15 protein-coding genes are annotated in these 19,355 nt (G+C 54.2%); all 15 read left to right on the top strand.

The genetic code is table 11. The annotated features are described in order from the left end of the window. Positions 1 to 44 precede the first annotated feature (44 nt). The gene (gene prpC, locus Q675_RS20920; RefSeq protein ID WP_023010394.1) at positions 45 to 1,178 is read left to right on the top strand and encodes a 2-methylcitrate synthase; all 1,134 of its coding nucleotides are present in this window, start codon (positions 45 to 47) and stop codon (positions 1,176 to 1,178) included. An 8-nt stretch (positions 1,179 to 1,186) separates the two neighbouring features. After that, the gene (gene acnD / locus Q675_RS20915) at positions 1,187 to 3,811 is read left to right on the top strand and encodes a Fe/S-dependent 2-methylisocitrate dehydratase AcnD (protein WP_023010393.1); all 2,625 of its coding nucleotides are present in this window, start codon (positions 1,187 to 1,189) and stop codon (positions 3,809 to 3,811) included. A gap of 73 nt (positions 3,812 to 3,884) precedes the next feature. Continuing rightward, complete coding sequence (prpF, locus tag Q675_RS20910) at positions 3,885 to 5,063, top strand: 2-methylaconitate cis-trans isomerase PrpF (protein WP_011785146.1); 1,179 nt, start codon at positions 3,885 to 3,887, stop codon at positions 5,061 to 5,063. A gap of 33 nt (positions 5,064 to 5,096) precedes the next feature. Then, the gene (gene prpD, locus Q675_RS20905) at positions 5,097 to 6,575 is read left to right on the top strand and encodes a 2-methylcitrate dehydratase (protein ID WP_023010392.1); all 1,479 of its coding nucleotides are present in this window, start codon (positions 5,097 to 5,099) and stop codon (positions 6,573 to 6,575) included. 143 nt (positions 6,576 to 6,718) lie between these two features. Further along, the gene (locus tag Q675_RS20900; RefSeq protein ID WP_023010391.1) at positions 6,719 to 8,131 is read left to right on the top strand and encodes a TIGR03013 family XrtA/PEP-CTERM system glycosyltransferase; all 1,413 of its coding nucleotides are present in this window, start codon (positions 6,719 to 6,721) and stop codon (positions 8,129 to 8,131) included. Positions 8,132 to 8,237: 106 nt separating this feature from the next. After that, positions 8,238 to 8,840 (top strand): XrtA/PEP-CTERM system exopolysaccharide export protein, encoded by a 603-nt coding sequence (locus Q675_RS20895; protein ID WP_223268763.1) that lies wholly within the window; start codon positions 8,238 to 8,240, stop codon positions 8,838 to 8,840. Positions 8,841 to 8,879: 39 nt separating this feature from the next. Then, the gene (locus tag Q675_RS20890) at positions 8,880 to 10,397 is read left to right on the top strand and encodes an XrtA system polysaccharide chain length determinant (protein WP_023010389.1); all 1,518 of its coding nucleotides are present in this window, start codon (positions 8,880 to 8,882) and stop codon (positions 10,395 to 10,397) included. Further along, positions 10,397 to 11,302 carry a polysaccharide biosynthesis protein gene (locus Q675_RS20885; protein WP_023010388.1) on the top strand — a complete coding sequence of 302 codons (906 nt, stop codon included), beginning with the start codon at positions 10,397 to 10,399 and terminating at the stop codon, positions 11,300 to 11,302. The genes Q675_RS20890 and Q675_RS20885 overlap by 1 nt, the downstream gene beginning before the upstream one ends. Positions 11,303 to 11,348: 46 nt before the next feature. Continuing rightward, entirely contained in the window at positions 11,349 to 12,581 is a 1,233-nt protein-coding gene (locus Q675_RS20880; RefSeq protein WP_023010387.1) for an outer membrane beta-barrel protein, read from the top strand. Positions 12,582 to 12,609: 28 nt separating this feature from the next. Then, positions 12,610 to 13,509: an XrtA system polysaccharide deacetylase gene (locus Q675_RS20875; protein ID WP_031210958.1), complete on the top strand. Its 900-nt coding sequence runs from the start codon at positions 12,610 to 12,612 to the stop codon at positions 13,507 to 13,509. A gap of 92 nt (positions 13,510 to 13,601) precedes the next feature. Then, positions 13,602 to 14,663 carry a glycosyltransferase family 2 protein gene (locus tag Q675_RS20870; protein WP_227499480.1) on the top strand — a complete coding sequence of 354 codons (1,062 nt, stop codon included), beginning with the start codon at positions 13,602 to 13,604 and terminating at the stop codon, positions 14,661 to 14,663. Positions 14,664 to 14,716: 53 nt separating this feature from the next. After that, positions 14,717 to 15,850 carry a glycosyltransferase family 4 protein gene (locus Q675_RS20865; RefSeq protein WP_023010384.1) on the top strand — a complete coding sequence of 378 codons (1,134 nt, stop codon included), beginning with the start codon at positions 14,717 to 14,719 and terminating at the stop codon, positions 15,848 to 15,850. Then, positions 15,847 to 17,109 carry a CoF synthetase gene (locus Q675_RS0118940; protein WP_152525338.1) on the top strand — a complete coding sequence of 421 codons (1,263 nt, stop codon included), beginning with the start codon at positions 15,847 to 15,849 and terminating at the stop codon, positions 17,107 to 17,109. The genes Q675_RS20865 and Q675_RS0118940 overlap by 4 nt, the downstream gene beginning before the upstream one ends. Next, the gene (locus Q675_RS37655) at positions 17,106 to 18,263 is read left to right on the top strand and encodes a sugar-transfer associated ATP-grasp domain-containing protein (protein WP_023010382.1); all 1,158 of its coding nucleotides are present in this window, start codon (positions 17,106 to 17,108) and stop codon (positions 18,261 to 18,263) included. The genes Q675_RS0118940 and Q675_RS37655 overlap by 4 nt, the downstream gene beginning before the upstream one ends. A gap of 1 nt (position 18,264) precedes the next feature. Next, positions 18,265 to 19,248 (top strand): glycosyltransferase, encoded by a 984-nt coding sequence (locus tag Q675_RS20855; RefSeq protein ID WP_023010381.1) that lies wholly within the window; start codon positions 18,265 to 18,267, stop codon positions 19,246 to 19,248. The last annotated feature ends 107 nt before the right edge of the window (positions 19,249 to 19,355 follow it).

The following is a 19,355-nucleotide window of genomic DNA, read 5'->3' as shown; positions in this document are numbered from 1 at the left end:
CGTTAAACTGAACAAAATATAAACAGAAAATCTGGGAGACCAACATGGCTGAAGCAAAGAAACTCGGTGGCGCTGGCCTGCGTGGCCAGGTAGCTGGTGAAACCGCCCTGTGCACCGTTGGCAAAACCGGTACCGGCCTGACCTACCGCGGATACGATATTACCGATCTGGCGGATAACGCCCAGTTCGAAGAAGTGGCTTACCTGCTGCTGCGAGGCAAACTGCCGAACCAGGTCGAGCTGGATGCCTACAAAACCAAGCTCAAGAGCCTGCGTAACCTGCCGGAAGCGCTGAAGCTGGTGCTGGAGCAGATCCCCAAGGACGCGCATCCGATGGATGTGATGCGTACCGGTTGCTCCATGCTCGGTAACCTGGAAACCGAACAGGATTTCAGCGAGCAGGACGACAAGATCGACCGCATGCTGGCGGTGTTCCCGGCCATCATCACCTACTGGTACCGCTTTGCCCACGAAGGCATTCGCATTGATACCGCCAATACCGAATGCGATTCCATTGGTGGCGTGTTCCTGGAGCTCCTGCATGGCAAGAAGCCCAGCGAGCTGCATGAGCGGGTGATGAACGTCTCCCTGATTCTGTACGCGGAGCACGAGTTCAACGCCTCCACCTTCACGGCACGTGTATGCGCCTCCACGTTGTCTGACATCCACAGCTGCGTGACCGGTGCTATCGGCTCCCTGCGCGGCCCGCTGCACGGCGGCGCCAACGAAGCGGCGATGGAACTGATTCAGAAGTTCAAGACCCCGGAAGAGGCCGAAGCCGGCCTGATGGGCATGCTGGAACGCAAAGAAAAAATCATGGGCTTCGGACACGCCATCTACAGCGAATCCGACCCGCGCAATGCCATTATCAAAAAGTGGTCTGAAAAGCTGGCTAAGGAAGTGGGTGATACCGTGCTGTACCCGGTTTCCGTTCGCTGTGAAGAAGTCATGTGGCGCGAGAAGAAGCTGTTCTGTAACGCCGACTTTTTCCATGCCTCGGCCTATCACTTCATGGGCATTCCGACCGAGTTGTTCACGCCCATCTTCGTGATGTCCCGGGTATCCGGCTGGACCGCCCACGTGAAAGAGCAACGCGCCAACAACCGAATTATCCGCCCGAGCGCTGAGTACACAGGCCCTGAGCATCAGGACTGGTTGCCCATCGACAAGCGGAGCTGAGAGAGACTATGAATACCCAATACCGTAAAGCCCTGCCGGGCACGGAACTGAAATACTACGATACCCGCCAGGCGGTAGAAGACATCCAGCCGGGCGCCTATGCCAAGCTGCCTTATACCTCCAAGATTCTGGCGGAGCAGCTGGTGCGCCGTTGCGATGCGGAGTCTCTGACGGATTCCCTCAAGCAGCTGATTGAGCGTCGCCGCGACCTGGATTTCCCCTGGTACCCGGCGCGGGTGGTGTGCCATGACATCCTGGGCCAGACCGCCCTGGTGGACCTGGCCGGCCTGCGTGATGCCATTGCCGAGAAGGGCGGTGATCCCTCCAAGGTCAACCCGGTGGTTCAGACCCAGCTGATTGTTGACCATTCCCTGGCCGTTGAAGCCCCGGGTTTTGACCCGGATGCCTTCGAAAAGAACCGCGCCATCGAAGACCGCCGTAACGAAGACCGTTTTCACTTCATTAACTGGACCCGCACCGCGTTCAAGAACGTGGACGTGATTCCGGCTGGTAACGGCATCATGCACCAGATCAACCTGGAGAAGATGTCGCCGGTGATTCAGAACCGCCCGGATGAAGACGGTCACCCGATTGCCTTCCCGGATACCTGTGTGGGCACCGATAGCCATACGCCGCACATTGATGCGTTGGGTGTTATCGCCGTTGGCGTGGGTGGTCTGGAAGCGGAAACTGTGATGCTGGGCCGCCCGTCCATGATGCGTCTGCCCGATATCGTGGGTGTGAAGCTGACTGGCAAGCGCCAGCCGGGCATTACCGCCACCGATATTGTTCTGGCGATTACCGAGTTCCTGCGTAAGGAGCGCGTGGTCGGCGCCTACCTGGAATTCTTCGGCGAAGGTGCGTCGAGCCTGACCATCGGCGACCGCGCCACCATTTCCAACATGACCCCGGAATACGGTGCTACGGCCGCGATGTTCTACATCGACGAGCAGACCGTTGATTACCTGAAGCTGACCGGTCGTGAGCCAGAGCAGGTAGACCTGGTTGAGAAGTACGCCAAGGAAACCGGCCTGTGGGCCAGCGAGATGACCGAGGCCCAGTACGAACGTGTGCTGGAGTTTGATCTGTCTACCGTGGTCCGCAACGTGGCCGGCCCGTCCAACCCGCACCGCCGTGTCGCCACGTCCGATCTGCACGATCGCGGCATTGCCGTGAATCTGGACAAGGCACTGGAAGAAGAGAAAAAGGGTCTGATGCCGGATGGCGCGGTCATCATCGCTGCCATTACCTCCTGCACCAACACCTCCAACCCCCGCAACGTGGTGGCGGCTGGCCTGCTGGCCAAGAAAGCCAACGAGCTGGGGCTGGTTCGCAAACCCTGGGTAAAATCTTCCTTTGCACCGGGATCCAAAGTGGCCCGCCTGTACCTGGAAGAAGCCGGTTTGTTACCAGAACTGGAGAAACTGGGTTTCGGTATCGTGGCCTATGCCTGCACCACCTGTAACGGCATGTCTGGCGCCCTGGACCCGAAAATCCAGCAGGAGATCATCGACCGGGATCTGTATTCCACTGCCGTTCTCTCCGGTAACCGGAACTTCGATGGCCGGATTCACCCATACGCGAAACAGGCCTTCCTGGCGTCACCGCCGCTGGTTGTCGCCTACGCCATCGCCGGTACCGTTCGGTTCGATATTGAACAGGACGCCCTGGGCTACGACAAGGATGGCAACCCCGTCACCCTGAAAGACCTGTGGCCGTCTGATGAAGAAATCGACCGCATTGTCGGCGAATACGTGAAGCCGGAGCAGTTCAAGCAGGTGTACATCCCGATGTTCAATCTGGATGAAGCCGAACAGGCCAAGAGCCCGCTGTACGAGTGGCGCCCGCAGTCCACCTACATCCGTCGGCCGCCATACTGGGAAGGCACCATGGCCGCCGAGCGCGCGCTCAAGGGTATGCGCCCGCTGGCGATCCTGCCGGACAACATCACCACAGACCACCTGTCGCCATCCAACGCCATCATGATGGACTCGGCTGCCGGTGAGTACCTGCACAAGATGGGCCTGCCGGAGGAAGACTTCAACTCCTACGCCACCCACCGTGGTGACCACCTGACCGCCCAGCGTGCGACCCTGGCCAACCCGAAACTGTTCAACGAAATGGTCCGGGACGAAAACGGGGAAGTGGTGCAGGGTTCCCTGGCCCGTGTGGAGCCGGAAGGCAAGACCATGCGCATGTGGGAAGCCATTGAAACCTATATGGAACGCAAGCAGCCGCTGATCATCATTGCCGGTGCAGACTACGGGCAGGGTTCTTCCCGTGACTGGGCGGCCAAGGGTGTTGCCCTTGCGGGTGTAGAGACCATCGTCGCCGAAGGCTTCGAGCGAATTCACCGCACCAACCTGATCGGTATGGGTGTGATGCCGCTGCAGTTCGAAGAGGGCACCACGCGCCACACGCTTCAGCTGGATGGTACCGAGACCTACGATGTGGAAGGCAAGCCCGCACCGGGCGCCAAGCTGGAACTGGTCATTCACCGCAAGAGTGGTGAAGTGGACCGGGTGCCGGTGATCTGTCGCCTGGATACTGCGGAAGAAGTCACCGTGTATTCTGCCGGTGGCGTACTGCAACGCTTTGCCCAGGATTTCCTGGCGTCTGAAAGCGCAGCCTGATCGCCATGGCAAGGTCAGGCGGGAGCTGTTCCTGGCTCCCGCCTGAAACATTCATTCAAGTGAGGCTCGCTCAATGAGTTTTGCTCCCCAAGTTCGTATTCCTGCCACCTACATGCGTGGCGGTACCAGTAAAGGCGTCTTCTTCCGCCTGCAAGATCTGCCCGAAGCCTGCCAGGTACCCGGTGAAGCGCGAGACAAGCTTTTGCTGCGCGTAATTGGCAGCCCCGATCCCTACGAAAAGCAGATCGATGGCCTGGGTAATGCCACCTCCAGCACCAGTAAATCGGTAATCCTGGCAGCGCCCACGCAACCGGATCACGACGTCGATTATCTGTTTGGCCAGGTGTCCATCGACAAACCCTTTGTTGACTGGAGTGGTAACTGCGGCAATCTCACCGCCGCCGTAGGCGCATTCGCCATTAACGGCGGCTTTGTGGCCAAAGAGCGTATTCCCGAAAACGGCATCTGTACCGTTCGTATATGGCAGGCCAACATCCGCAAAACCATCGTGGCCCACGTGCCCATCACCAACGGTGAAGTACAGGAAACCGGTGATTTTGAACTGGATGGCGTAACCTTCCCGGCGGCGGAAGTGCAGATCGAGTTTATGGACCCCGCCGATGGTGAAGGGGCCATGTTCCCCACGGGTAACCTGGTGGATGAGCTGGAAGTGCCGGGTGTCGGCACCCTGAGTGCCACCATGATCAATGCCGGTATCCCGACCATTTTCATCAATGCCGAAGACATTGGCTACAAGGGCACCGAGCTGCAGAACGACATCAACAGCGACCCCAAGGCGCTGGCCATGTTCGAAACCATTCGCGCCCATGGCGCGGTGAAAATGGGACTGATCTCGGATATCGCGGAAGCTGCCAGTCGCCAGCACACCCCGAAAGTGGCGTTTGTGGCCAAACCTTCGGATTACGTGTCATCCAGCGGTAAACAGATCAATGCGGCCGATATCGATGTACTGGTTCGGGCGCTGTCCATGGGCAAGCTGCACCACGCCATGATGGGTACGGCTGCGGTGGCTATTGCAACGGCCTCTGCTATTCCCGGTACGCTGGTTAATCTGGCAGCTGGCGGCGGAGACCGTACCCATGTGACTTTCGGGCATCCGTCCGGAACCCTTCGGGTGGGGGCGGAAGCGAAGGAAGTAAATGGTCAGTGGACTGCCACCAAGGCGATCATGAGCCGCAGTGCGCGGATTATCATGGAAGGTTGGGTGAGGGTACCTGGCGACAGCTTCTGATGGCTCCTATAGTTGGGACAGGAGGGCCGTAATATGTCTGCCACTTACGATCTCAACGAACGCCCGGACTACGACGACGTACTGCAACAAATCGCCGACTATGCCCTTGATTACCGCATAGAAAGCGAAGAAGCCTGGGAAACGGCCCGTTATTGCCTGATGGACACCCTGGGCTGCGGTTTGCTGGCGTTGCGTTTTCCGGAATGCACCAAACACCTGGGCCCGCTGGTGGAAGGCACGATCGTTCCCCACGGTGCCCGGGTGCCCGGCACTCCATACCGACTGGACCCGGTGAAAGCCGCCTGGGACATTGGCTGTATCGTCCGCTGGCTGGATTACAACGATACCTGGCTGGCGGCCGAATGGGGCCACCCCTCCGATAATCTCGGCGCCATTCTTGCGGTTGCCGACCATCTTTCGCAAAAACGCGTCGCCAACGGCCAGGCGCCACTGGCCATGAAAGCCGTTCTAGAGGCCATGATCCTGGCCCATGAAATTCAGGGTGTGCTTGCCCTTGAGAACTCCTTTAACCGGGTCGGGTTGGATCATGTTGTGCTGGTGAAGGTGGCGTCGACCGCCGTCAGTGCCAAACTGATGGGCGCCAACCGGGAACAGATGCTCTCCGCGCTGTCTCATGCCTGGGTAGATGGCCAGGCCCTGCGCACCTATCGCCACGCGCCAAACGCGGGTTCCCGAAAATCCTGGGCGGCGGGGGATGCAACCTCTCGTGGGGTTCGCCTGGCAGACATTGCCATGCGCGGGGAGATGGGCATTCCCGGGGTGCTGACGGCGCCACAATGGGGCTTCTACGACGTCCTGTTCAGCAAGACCAATCGCGATCAGGCCCTGAAACCCGAATCATCACGCCGCTTCGCCTTACCACAGCCTTTCGGCTCCTACGTGATGGAAAACATTCTGTTCAAAATCTCGTTCCCGGCAGAGTTTCATGCCCAGACCGCCGCCGAGGCCGCAGTAACACTGCACCCACAAGTGAAGGGCCGGCTGGAAGACATTGATCGCATAGAGATTACCACCCACGAGTCGGCTATTCGCATTATTTCCAAGCAGGGCAAACTCGCCAATCCGGCAGACCGGGATCACTGCCTGCAGTACATGACGGCGGTGCCACTGATCTTTGGCAACCTGACGGCAGAGCATTACGAAGACAGCTTTCACCAGGCCCATCCAGAAATCGACCGCCTGAGAGAAAAAATGCGGGTCATCGAGGATGAACGATATACCCGCGAATACCTCGAGGCCGATAAACGATCAATCGCCAATGCGATACAGGTTTTCTTCAAGGATGGCTCCAGTACCGACAAGGTTGCCGTGGAATACCCGATAGGGCACCGACGCCGGCGCAAGGAAGGCATGCCTCTGTTGGTGGAGAAATTCCGGGCCAATCTTCAGACACGCTTTCCTGCCCAGCAATGCGACGCCATTATGGACAGTTGTGCTAGTCTGGGGCGGCTTGAGGTGATGCCGGTGCACGAGTTTGTGTCGCAACTATAAAATATTTGTAAAATTGAACGAAATGGGCGAGTGGCCCACATTGCAGTTTCAATGAATTGCCGTACAATCCCGTAACGGTTTGTTACAGTGTGTAGCAAAGGATGCTTGCAGTACAGGCAGTGTGAACCGCACAAGGAGTCGACGTGGCCCACGTCAGGTTGTTCAGACACTATATACATTTACCTTTTGTTATTCTCGGCCTGATCGACCTGATCGTCATGGGCCTTGCGTTCGCACTGGCGGTGTTTTTCCGCTTCTTCGGCGAGCTCGAATTCTTCCTCGATAATCTGGTTTTTGTCCTACCTTCCATCACGATCTTTGCGTTGTTCAATCTGATCGTCATGATCGCTCTGGGCGTGCACCAGTCCCGTGTGGAAGAAGGCATGTCCGGCATGATGCTACGCACTATCATGGCCATGATTCTCGCCATACCGCTGCACGGCTTTGCCTATTTCGTGGCCGATGACTGGCTCTGGTATCTGGGCAGCTTCGGGTTACTGACATCGGCGACTGTGCTGGCGATATTTTCGCTGGGCATTGCCAGAGTGGTGTTCTTTGCTGTGGTCGGCAAGGACCGCTTCAAGCGCCGGGTTCTGGTGCTGGGTGCCGGCCGCCGGGCAAAACAGATGTTCGAGGACCTGACCACTCCCTTCAACCGTAAAGGTTTTTCACTGGACGGCTTCGTTCCCATGCCGGATGACACGGTGGAAGTGGATGAGCAGTACCTCATTAATCTTCCAACCTCCTTGCATGACTACGTTCTTCGACACCCGGTGAGGGAGATTGTGGTGGCGGTGGACGACCGCCGTCGGGGCTTGCCGATGGAAGACCTTCTGGAATGCAAAATGGAAGGTGTGCACATTATCGACGGTGCCAACTTCTACGAGCGTGAATCCCGTAAGGTGGCTCTGGAAATGATCACCCGGGGCTGGCTGGTGTTCTCTGACGGATTCACGGTTTCTTCGGTGTATGGCGTTGGCAAGCGGGCGCTGGACGTACTGGCTTCCGGTACGCTTCTGCTGGCCACGTTCCCGATCATGATTCTCACCGCCATCGCCATCAAACTGGAAGATGGCTTTAGAGCACCCGTGATCTACAGCCAGGAGCGGGTGGGTCTGAACAACCAGGTGTTCAAGGTGCACAAGTTTCGCTCCATGATTACCGACGCGGAAAAGAATGGCGCGGTCTGGGCTCAGAAGAACGATACTCGGGTGACACGCGTTGGTGAGTTTATCCGTAAGGTGCGGATTGATGAGCTGCCACAGATCTTTAATGTACTGAATGGCACCATGGCCTTTGTTGGCCCGAGGCCGGAACGGCCGGTGTTTGTTGAGCAGCTGTCTGAGAAAATTCCGTTTTATGCAGAAAGGCATCGGGTAAAACCCGGGCTGACCGGTTGGGCCCAGCTGTGTTTCGCCTACGCAGACAACGAAGAGGACACCCGGGAAAAGCTGCGCTACGACCTCTACTACATCAAGAATCAGAGTTTACTTCTTGATCTGTTGATTATAATTCAGACAGTAGAAGTGGTATTGTTCAAAAAAGGATCAAGGTAGTTTCGGGAGTCAGCTGTTCCCGGAACATGGAATACAGCACGGACCTCACAAGAGAGGAATAAAGATGTCACGGAAGTATCTCATCCAAGGGCTTATTGTGTCCCTCATGGCGGTAGCTTTGGCAACGGGTTGTGCCGGCCCTTCCGCTTCCTCTTCAGAACAGATCCAGCGTGCATTGGCCGTTGATACCCGCGATAGCGTCGACCAGTACATACTGGGCGCAACCGATGTCGTACGGGTTTCTGTGTGGCGCAACGAGGATCTCAGCATCTCCGTTCCGGTTCGGCCTGACGGCAAGATCTCCGTACCGCTGGTAGGCGACGTGCAGGCCAGTGGCCGCACGCCCGAAGAGTTGGCCAGCTCCATTCGTACGTCCCTGACTGAGTACATTCGTGAGCCACAGGTGAGTGTGGTTGTGACCTCCATGGGCAGCCATGAATTCACAGACCGGGTGCGGGTAACCGGTGCGGTTCGCCAGCCCATTTCAGTGCCTCACCAGAGCGGCATGACGGTTCTGGATATCTTCCTGAATGCCGGTGGTGCGAACGAGTTTGCCGCGCTGAACAACGCCATGCTGTATCGGAAGCTTGAGGGCGAGGTGGTTGCCATTCCCGTAAAACTGGACGACATCCTTAACAAAGGCCGGGTTGAAACCAACTACGGCATGCGGCCGGGTGACATTCTTACCATTCCAGAGCGCAGTTTCTGAGTGGTTGCAGAGCTAAAAGGTCTGAAGGCGGGTTAGGTTATGGCATTACCGTTATCCCAGTTACCGCAGGAGATCATTCGCGAGGTCCGGGGCCGGAAGGGCCTCGCGTTTCTTGCGTTTGTGATTGTCAGTTTTGCTGTGCTTGGAGCAGGCTTTGTATGGCCCTATAAGTATCAGTCTGACACCATCATCTTCGTAGACGACCGCAACATCATTGCGCCGTTGATGGAAGGGCGCGCCGTGGCCACGGAGATTAACGACCGTACCTCGGCTGCAAAAGAATTGCTGATGAGCCGGAGCCTGATCGAGAAAGTGGCTTTGGATCCTGAAATTTATCCGGATGCGCCCTCTGACCCGGCGGCACTTGAGTACCGGATTGCGAACATTCGCTCGGGTTTGTCGGTCAGGCCCCGGGGCGACAGTTATTTCAGTATTGGCTTTTCTTCCACTTCCCAGATGGAAGCATTCCGCGTTGCCCAGAAACTGGGGCAGGTCTTTATAGAAGAAACCAAAGACCGTAAGCGGGCCGAAAGCCGCAACGCCTACGATTTCATCGACAAACAGGTCAAAAGCTACGAGCAGCAGCTGGCCCAGGCTGAGAACCGGCTCAAGGAGTTCCTCTCTGAAAACACCGATGGAACGGAGCAAGAAGCCAATGCCCGCATGGCGCAGCTTCGCAATCAGCTGGAACTGGCCGAACTCGAGAAAAAAGAACTTGAAACCCGTGCGGCTTCACTTCAGAGCCAGCTCGGAGGCATCCGGCCCACGATCACGCAAGGCCGAACTGAGGATACCTACAGAGAGCGGATCCGGATCCTGGAAGAGCGCCTGGATAGTCTGCGGCTGCAATACCACGATACCTACCCGGATATCGTGATACTCCGGGAACAGCTGGCGGAACTGCGCAAACAACGAGATCAGGCGGCAGAACGGCCGACCGACGTGAGTTCACTTGAGGGCGAAGAAGCCGTTAACCCGCTCTACCAGGAACTGCGGGCGAACCTCTCTACCACTCGGGCGGATATGGCCACCGTGGATACCAGAATTACTTCGCTCTCCCGTCTGCTGGAACAGCAAGCAAAGCGTATGGAGCGCATCCAGGCCAACAAGGCCCAGTACTCTGAGCTCACCCGCGACATGGAAGTGAACCGTGAGATTTACGATGACCTGCTCAAACGCCGGGAAAAAGCGCGGGTCTCCATGCATCTCGACATTGAAGGGCAGGGGCTAAACTACCGCATCAATGAAACCGCTCAGTTCCCGCGCACACCCTCCGGTCCCCAGTTCTCCATGTTTGCTGCGGCTGGGTTGTTCCTGGGGCTGGCGGCACCCTTTGGAGCGGTTGCGGGTCTACTACAGGTAGATCCCCGAATTCGTGCCAGGAAGCAGCTGGAAGAAGACATTGGTTTGCCGGTTCTTGTTGAGATTCCGGAGGTACGAACACCCTATGAAAAGCGACGGGATCGAAAGGTTACGTTACTGATCGGAATTTTCGCGGTGCTCACGGTAACAGTGTATGTGACCATCGTTGTGCTAGCTCAAATGGGAGTGATCTGATGCCAGAACAACGAAATGATCGGTCCGGATTTGATCCCGAGGGTTCCCAGAATTCTGGCAATGAGACAACCGGCAGCAGCCCGGCGGGCAGTGAAGAGCATTCCTTTTGGCTGAAGCGCAAGGAGCGTTTGAAACAAGAGCTGGATTTCCGGGATGACGAAGACTCTCGCATGCTGGTGCCAAGTTCTCTGGAACTGGGCCCCGGCGCGGTTGATAAATACGTTATCAGTAAGCAGATCGTGCGTATGCAGGAGCCCAGAAGGCTCACGCACGACGACCTCGACGAGCGTCGGATTATCTATCCCGAGTCCCGCAACCGCGCGCTGGTCAACCGCTTCCGGGATCTGAGAACCAAGCTGCTCGAGGTTTCCGGAGGCAATAACTTCACGCTGGTCGTGAGTGGTGCCAGCTCTGGTGCCGGTTCCTCGTTTGTAGCCCTGAATCTTGCGGCAGCCTTTGCCTTTGATCAGGCCAAGACGGCTTTGATCATCGACTGCAACCTGCGCGAGCCGTCTTTGCACTCCACGCTGGATGTGATGCCCGAGACAGGCCTGACCGACTTTCTGGATGACCCGGACTACGACATTTCCAGGATTCTCTATCCGACCGGTATTCCCAGGCTGAGGCTGATTCCGGCGGGCAGTCGCCGTGAAACACCGGCCGAGTTTTTTACCTCCTTCCGGATGAAGCAATTCCTGCAGGCAATCCGTCGTCGCTATCCGGACCGTTTCATCGTGCTGGACACGGCGCCGATATCCGAATCTCCGGATGCCCGCATTCTGACCGAACTCTGCGATTACGCCATGCTGGTGGTACCTCACGGCAAGATCACTGCGGCGACGGCCGAACAAGCTGCGACGGCTTTCAATCCGGACAAGTTTGTAGGAGCGGTGATCAATGGCTGATCGGCAGAGGGTAGGGACACCCGTTGCAATAAAGGCAATACCAGTAATGTTACTGGCTGGTGCCTGCTCGTTCCCCGTGTTTGCGCAAAGTGAGGTCACGTTCGGGCTGGACAGCCGCTTCACCGACAATGCCCGCAAAGCAGATACGAATGAAGACAGCGATTTCGAGACCCGTGCCTACCTTACCGCCGGTTACCAGACAGATCCCGGGCGCTGCAACGCTGATTTCCTGGGCACTCTGAGGTATTCCTGGTGGCAGGACGATAGCTTTGACAGCGAGAGCTTCGCGGAAATGGACTTCCAGGGCGATTGCGAGCTCGCCAACCAGCTTTACTGGGAAGTGGACAACAACCTGAGGGAAGTGAACCAGGACACTCGCCAGAGTGACACACCGGACAACCGAACCCGAAAAAACGTGTTCAGCACTGGCCCCAGATACCTCTGGCGTCTGAATGACACCAACTGGCTCAATCTTTCTGCCCGCTACGCCAACACCGAGTACGACGAACCGGAGGAAACGGACAGTGAGCGCTATACCGGTTCTATCGCCTGGAACCACCTGTTCAGTTCAACATTCACCGGGGGACTGAGCGTTTCCCACAGTCAAACCGAGTTCGACTATGGCGCAGAAGTGGATGTGAATAGTGCCCAGGTCACCTTCGAGAACCGTTGGGCGACCACCTCTCTTTCCGGTTCTGTTGGCGTGAGTGAAATCGAAACGGATTACGCCAATACCAACCAGTCGAGCGATGGGCTGGTAGGCCAGATAAACCTGACCCGGCAAATCAATCCGAGTACCGAATGGTACCTGAATGCCTCAAGGGAGCTGACAGACCGCACGTCCACGCTTGACCTTCGTTTCGGAGAGTTCGAGTTCAACCTCCGCGAAAGCATCACCGTTGAAAACAGCGTTTTGTCGACCGGCATCAACAAGCAGTTTTCCGACGCCTCCTCACTGAATCTTGACCTCTATGCTTATCGCTCGGATTACCTGGAAAGCGACGAGAAAGAAGACAAAGCCGGCATTAATGCCCGCTATTCTCGCCAGTTTTCGGAACTGACCACCGGATACCTGGCGCTGGGCTTCGACCACCTGAGTTATGAACGCGACGACACCCAGGACGAAGTTGCCCGGCTTGTGATCGGGGCTGAGCACCAGGCAACCAGGGATTTGAGTTTGTTGGCCAGGGTAGGGCACGACACCAAGTCCAGCGATATTTCCAGCCGGGAATACGATGAGAACTGGGTGTTGGTTGGTCTGGAATACCGACTGCGCTGATCAACACAGGAAGTGTGAGGCTATGGCCATGAAAGAACCGATACAGAACGCCCTGACAATTGATGTGGAAGACTACTTTCAGGTAGCTGCGTTGGCAGAGGCCGTTCGCTACGACGACTGGTCCTCCATGGAGTATCGGGTTGAAGCGAATACAGATCGCATTCTCGCGTTATTCGAGAGGGCAGGTGTAAAAGCGACCTTTTTTACCCTTGGGTGGGTCGCTGAGCGTTCTCCAGAGCTGGTGAAACGAATTGCGGCTCAAGGCCATGAAGTTGCCAGCCATGGTTACAGTCATCAGTTGATCTATAACCAGACGCCGGACGTTTTCAAAGAAGAAACCCGGCGATCGAAGGTTATTCTTGAGGACATTCTCGGTGCGCCGGTAACAGGGTATCGTGCGGCCAGCTATTCCATCACCAATCAATCGCGTTGGGCGCTGGATATCCTTGCCGAGCAGGGGTTTACCTGGGATTCGTCCATCTTTCCAGTGCATCACGACCGCTATGGCATGCCCGGCACGCCACGCTGGCCCCATCGGCTGACCACCGATAAAGGATATGAGTTGGCGGAGTTCCCGCTAAGCACGTTCAAGTTGCCGGGTTACACCCTTCCAATTGCTGGTGGTGGATATTTCCGGCTTTTCCCGTACTGGTTCAGTCGATACGGACTGGGCTCTATCAACCGGCAGGGACGGCCTTTTGTGTTCTACCTTCACCCCTGGGAAGTAGATCCGGACCAGCCGTGTCTGGATGTAAAGTGGTTCTCCCGCTTCCGTCATTACAACAATCTGGATGTGTGTGAGCAGAGATTGGCCAGATTACTGTCTGATTTCCGGTTTACCACCATGAGCCAGGTTCTGGAAAGCGAAGGGGTTCTTGAGCCCTCATCGAACACCCTAGGTTCCAGCTCTGTGGCAGGGATTGCATGATGGTCGCAGTATTCTGGATATCTTTCCTATTGTTGGCTTACATCTATTTCGGCTATCCCGTCTGTATCCGACTACTGGCATCCGCACGACCTTTGCCCGTAAACAAAAGCGGCGCTGACCAGCCGAAAGTCTCGATTCTTATCGCCGCCTACAACGAGGCCAAAGATATTGAGGCTACGCTCAGAAACAAGCTGGCGTTGGACTATCCCAGGGAGCAATTGGAGATCCTGGTGGTTTCCGATGAGTCGGAGGACGGAACCGACGAGATTGTCCAGTCGGTTGCTGCGAATGCGCCTTTCCCGGTCAAACTGTTTCGTCAGGTACCCCGTCAGGGTAAAACCGCAGGGCTCAACATGCTCAAACAGCATGCGGAGGGGGATATCCTGGCGTTTTCGGATGCCAACTCCGAGTGGGATCAACAAGCCCTTAAAGCACTGGTGAGTAACTTCAACGACCCAGCGGTGGGATACGTAACCGGAAAAATGGTCTACGTGAACCCGGAGGGCGCCCTGATTGGCGACGGCTGCAGCGCTTACATGAAGTATGAGAACTGGCTCAGGGCACAGGAGACTCTGGTAGGCTCTGTGGTGGGCGTTGACGGTGGCATTGACGCCATGCGTAAAGAACTGCATTCCGAGCTGAATGCCGATCAGTTGCCGGATTTTGTTCAGCCACTCAAAGTGGTTGAGCAGGGGTACCGCGTTGTTTATGAACCTGGGGCGCTGCTCAAGGAAGAAGCGTTAAGCGATGGGGGCAGTGAATTCAGCATGCGGGTGCGGGTAAGCCTGCGCGCACTTTGGGCGCTGAAAGATATGAAGCAGCTGATGAGCCCGGCCAACGACCCGCTTTTTGCCTGGCAGCTTATCTCCCACAAGCTGCTTCGCTATGCCGCTTTTGCGCCCATGGTAACCCTTGCGATTGCAGCGCTTTACCTGGCACCGGCGAAAGGCCTGTATGCATTGGCGGCGATGGGGTATGGGCTGTTTCTCTATTTCGCGTGGGCGGGTTATCAAAAAGAGAGCCAGGGGCAATCGCTTTCTGCGGTTTATGCCCTGCCTTACTACTTCGTGTTGTTAAACCTTGCGTCCTTTAAGGCATTTGTCGCCTTCTCCAAGGGCGAGAAGAAGGTTGTCTGGAATCCAAGGAAGGGGTAGTCGTTGGTTTGTCCTGAATTCGCGTCGTTAGTTGTTTGCTGTGGAGTATCTCTGTGAAAGTTCTGCACCTGATCGATAGCGGCGGGCTTTATGGTGCGGAGAAGATGTTGCTTGCATTGGTGAAAGCCCAACTTAGTCAGGGACTGGAGCCCATGATCCTCAGTGCAGGGGAGTTAACTATTCCGCAGAAGCCTCTTGAAATTGAGGCGACGCGTTTGGGTCTACCAGTTATACCTTGGCGTATGAAGCCGGGTTTCAATATTGGTGAGAGTCGTAAAATCCTGAAATGGGCGGTTGCCAATGACTACGACATCCTTCACTCGCATGGTTTCAAGTTCAATGTACTGCTAGGCAGTTATCCCAAACCGCTACGACGAATCCCTATGATTGCCACCCTGCACGGTTATGTGCATGCCAGAAGGTTCACAAAGATGTGGTGCTATGAGTTACTCGACCGGTTTGCAATAAGGTTTTTGCAAGGTGTTGTTCTTGTTGGTGAGTCGATGAAAAAAGAACTGCCTGCCAGACTATCGTCAAGCCAAAAGGTTAGGGTAATTCCGAACGGATTGGATATAGAAGCAATTTGCTTCCAAGCGGATCAGTTAGTTGATGGGCCAACCGAGGAGTTTATAGAGAGCCATTCACCGATCGTGTTGGGTGTTGGACGTTTGTCTCAGGAGAAAGGTTTTCTTCGGTTGGTGGAAGCTTTTCGGCTGGTGTGCGAGAGATTTGAGAATGCCGGGCTCGTGATTGTTGGCGAGGGAAAGCAAAGAGACAACCTGGAAGCGAGGATTATTGAACTTAAGTTGAGCAATAATGTTTTAATGCCCGGCTACTGTAGCAACGTGCCCTGCCTTCAACGGAGATCTGATCTACTCGTAATGCCTTCTCTTACTGAAGGGTTGCCCATCACTCTTCTCGAAGCAATGGCGGTGGGGACACCAGTGCTGGTATCCCCAGTGGGCGAAATGCCGGCTGTTCTTGATCGCGGTGAAGGGGGGTACGTGCTGCCCCAAGATTGGGACTTTAAACAGCTTGGCACACATATTGTAAATGTTCTGAGCGACGGAGAGCGAGAGTTAAAGGCGGACCGATCATCTAAGAAGGTTGCCACACACTACTCTGTGGAAGCGATGCAGAAAAGCTACAGGGATGTCTATATCACGGCACTGGGAGATGCTCCGTGATGCGTGGACCCAGATATTATTTTACACGACTGTTTTATATTATCGCGGGCCTCCGGATAACGAAGTGGCGCAAGCATATAGTGGAGTTTTGGAATTTAGAGAGAGAAGAACAGGTGCGTGCCTTCGATGACTTCCTACTTACCCATAAACCTCTTAATGCGGATGGTGTTCCCATATCAGCTTCAGGTGATGTGTACACCTCTCCGGTATTAACTAAGTCCGCATACCGGGAATCGGAGCTAACCGCATCAGCTTCAGGTACGTTCAATAGGAAAACCTCGGGGACAACTGGCGAGCCGACAAAGATAACGCTGCGCCGGGAAGAGTTGTCCCGTATGTTGGGCGTACGAGATTATTGCTTTAGTCACTATGGTGTGAGCTTGGGTGATAGAGAGGCACGTTTTTGGGCTAGGGCGGACGGAGGAGTAAAAAGCCGCCTCAAGAACTTCTTTCTTAATCGGAAAGTGTGCTTCCCAGTGGGAGAGGACGCGTGCAAATCGGTCGCCAAGATACTGAGTTGGAAACCTGATTATCTTTATGGATATGCATCTTTGTTGTTGGAAGCGGCAGTATTGGTTGAAAAGTACAACATTAAATTTACACCTCCAAGATGTGTAGTCTGTACTGCGGAAACAATAATGCCGGCACAGAAAGAATACTTGGCTATGGTATTTAATGCCCCGGTGGCGGAGGAGTATGGAGCTACAGAGTTTGATATCTTGGCATTCGAGTGCAGGAACGGGCACCGCCATCTGGTAAACCCCTGGCTTTTGGTTAGAGATCATCACGGGACCCTTCTCGTCACAGATATATCTCGAAGGTCAGCCAATCTCGTCAACTATGAAATCGGGGATTCCGGCACAATTGAAGTTTCTGAATGTGCTCTCCTCGGCAGTGCCGAGTATCTTTCGGTTCTTGAGGGCCGGTCAATACATCGTTTTGTCTACGTTACTCCTGAAACACGATTCCATTCTGTAGATTTGGCCTATGCAATCAACGAATACCAGCGCTTAGAACGGGAAATTTTTAGTTTCCGGCTGATCCAGGCAGAATATGGTGAAGTTGATATCTATGTTAGCGCAGAGCCATTGGCTGGATGTGCCGCATTGAAAGACTACATAGAGCGCAAGATATGCGGTAGAACAGGAAATAATATCGTCATAAATATATACGTTGGTGTAAATCCGGAGCAGCAAGCGGAGAAATCCTACTTCGTGCAAAAAATTCAGCAACCAGCCAGGGAGGTGGCATTGACGTGAAGCTTGACCTGGAAGTGCTTTCCGAATGTTGTAAGGCGAAAGCATCCAAAATTGTGGATGCCGGCGTGCCCTATGTTCGACGAATTCTTCGCTTTCTGGCGCTTCCCTACTGCTTTTCGAAAGTGAACTGGAAGGAGTGCACCAAGACCAAAATAGAGGTGGCGTTTGACTTCCTTTATATATTTTTTCGATTGAAATATTTTCCGGATAATTACTCTCCGTGCCGATTATGGGAGAAGAGCAAAGCAGAATGGGTATACTACTACGGTTCGAATTATGATCCCTATCAACGAAGACAGTTGCGTAAAGCTGTGCAGCCTGCAGCTTACGAAATTGTTTTCCAAGACAAAGTTGTTTCTGAAATGCTGTGTAAGGCAAATCAGATTCCAACGCCAAAAATTATGAGAGTAGTAAAAGATGGACAGCCGATCGAAGGTGTTGCCGCCGACTTGGCGCGTGAAGGGGTTGAACGCCTCATATTCAAGCCTAGATTCGGTAAAGGTGGGGGTGGAATCATTTGTACGGAGTTTCGTGACGGGAAGGTGAAAGCGATAAGTAGAGGTGAGGAAGTATCGATAGCAAGGATTGCAGCCAAGGGTGAAATGGTTGTTCAGGAATTCATCAACCAGCATAAAGATATGAGTAAAATATCTGCCTCTACCAATACGATTCGGGCAGTTACAATTCGCAGAAGCAATGGTGAAGTCCTTATTGTAGGCACCTATGCAAGGTTTGGCGTTGGGAGTAGTAAGGTAGACAATCTGAGTCAGGGAGGCATCTGCGTTGCTGCTGATATAAATACAGGTAAGCTGGCTCCGTCAGGGTTTGATCGCTTGAGTCACGTGTTTGAGATGCACCCGACCTCCGGTTTGGCTTTTATTGGTTATCAAATACCACTTTGGGACGGAGTAATTAATCTAGCCAAAAAGGTTCATAGTTCGTTTGAATTCTACCCGCTTCTTGGTATGGATATTGCGGTGACAGAACACGGCCCGGTTATTATTGAAATTAATTCTGGGTACGACAACGTTGACCTTGAACAGGCGCAAGGGCCGATTTTGCGAAACCTACAAGTATACGAAGCCTATACAGAATATGATCTTTTGATCAATAAATATCAAAGAAATCTGAAGCACAGTCAACAAGGCAGTTAATGTGAATCGAGAAATCTGCTGGATTACATGGGAAGACCACCGTCGTTCAATTGAACTGGCAAAGGAGCTGGGCGCCGACTATCACTTTGTTAAGTCAAATGAGACTTTTATACTGAGGCATCTACTCAAGGCACTTAAAACATTATCCTTACTTTATCGCTATAGAAATGGGCTGGTTGTTGTACAGAATCCAAGCCGCGTTCTTGCAGCGCTTGCTGCACTGATGAAACTTATTTTTCGTTTTCCGTTGGTTGTGGACAGACATACCAACTTCCGTCTCGGAAAAGGATTCAGTATAAATCCCGCAATATGGTTTGTAATTCTTTGCAGCGAATTCAGTCTGAAAGTGGCCGACCTGACGGTGGTGACGAATGATTTCCTGAAAGGCCTGGTAGAAAGAAAGGGAGGTCGGGGCCTGGTTTTACATGACAAAATTCCGGACGTGAAGCGACCTGAAAAGGAGCTAGAGCTTCCACGAGGCGCTAATGTACTTTTTGTCTGCACATACGCTCCGGATGAGCCTTATGAGGAGGTTATATCTGCAGCACGACTTCTCCCTAACGATTGTCACATCCACATTACAGGTAACTACCGTAAGGTGGGGCTCAATCCCGCATCAGAAGAGCTGCCTTCAAATGTTCACTTGCTTGGTTTTGTTTCCAAAGAAGAATACGATGCTTACATTTTTTCGTGTGATGTAGTTATGGTGTTGACAACTTCTGAATGGGTTATTGTTTGCGGTGGTTATGAAGCTGCGGCCGCGCATAAGCCGCTAATTACGTCAAAAACCGATGCGCTTATCGAGTTTTACGCAGGAAATGCTTGCCATACTGATCCTAACCCAGCAGCGATAGCGGAAGCTGTCTCGACGACGCTCTCGAATGTAAACAATTTTAGCGATCGGATGCACTCTTTCGCGGCGTATCAAAATAGGCGATGGGAAGAGCAATGGAAAAGGTTCATTAACGAAATTTTGGGCACCTAACGCATGCTAACCAGTGAATTTGAAGCGTAAACATCAGGATTCAGCTTATGCATGTGTTGGTTGATCGTTCACGCTTTAATAGCGTAACAGTATGTTTGTAATTGTGG

It is taken from the genome of Marinobacter sp. EN3 (genome assembly GCF_000475315.1).
GTDB classification, from domain to species: Bacteria; Pseudomonadota; Gammaproteobacteria; order Pseudomonadales; family Oleiphilaceae; genus Marinobacter; species Marinobacter nauticus.
This window is presented reverse-complemented; position numbering and strand designations above follow the sequence as displayed.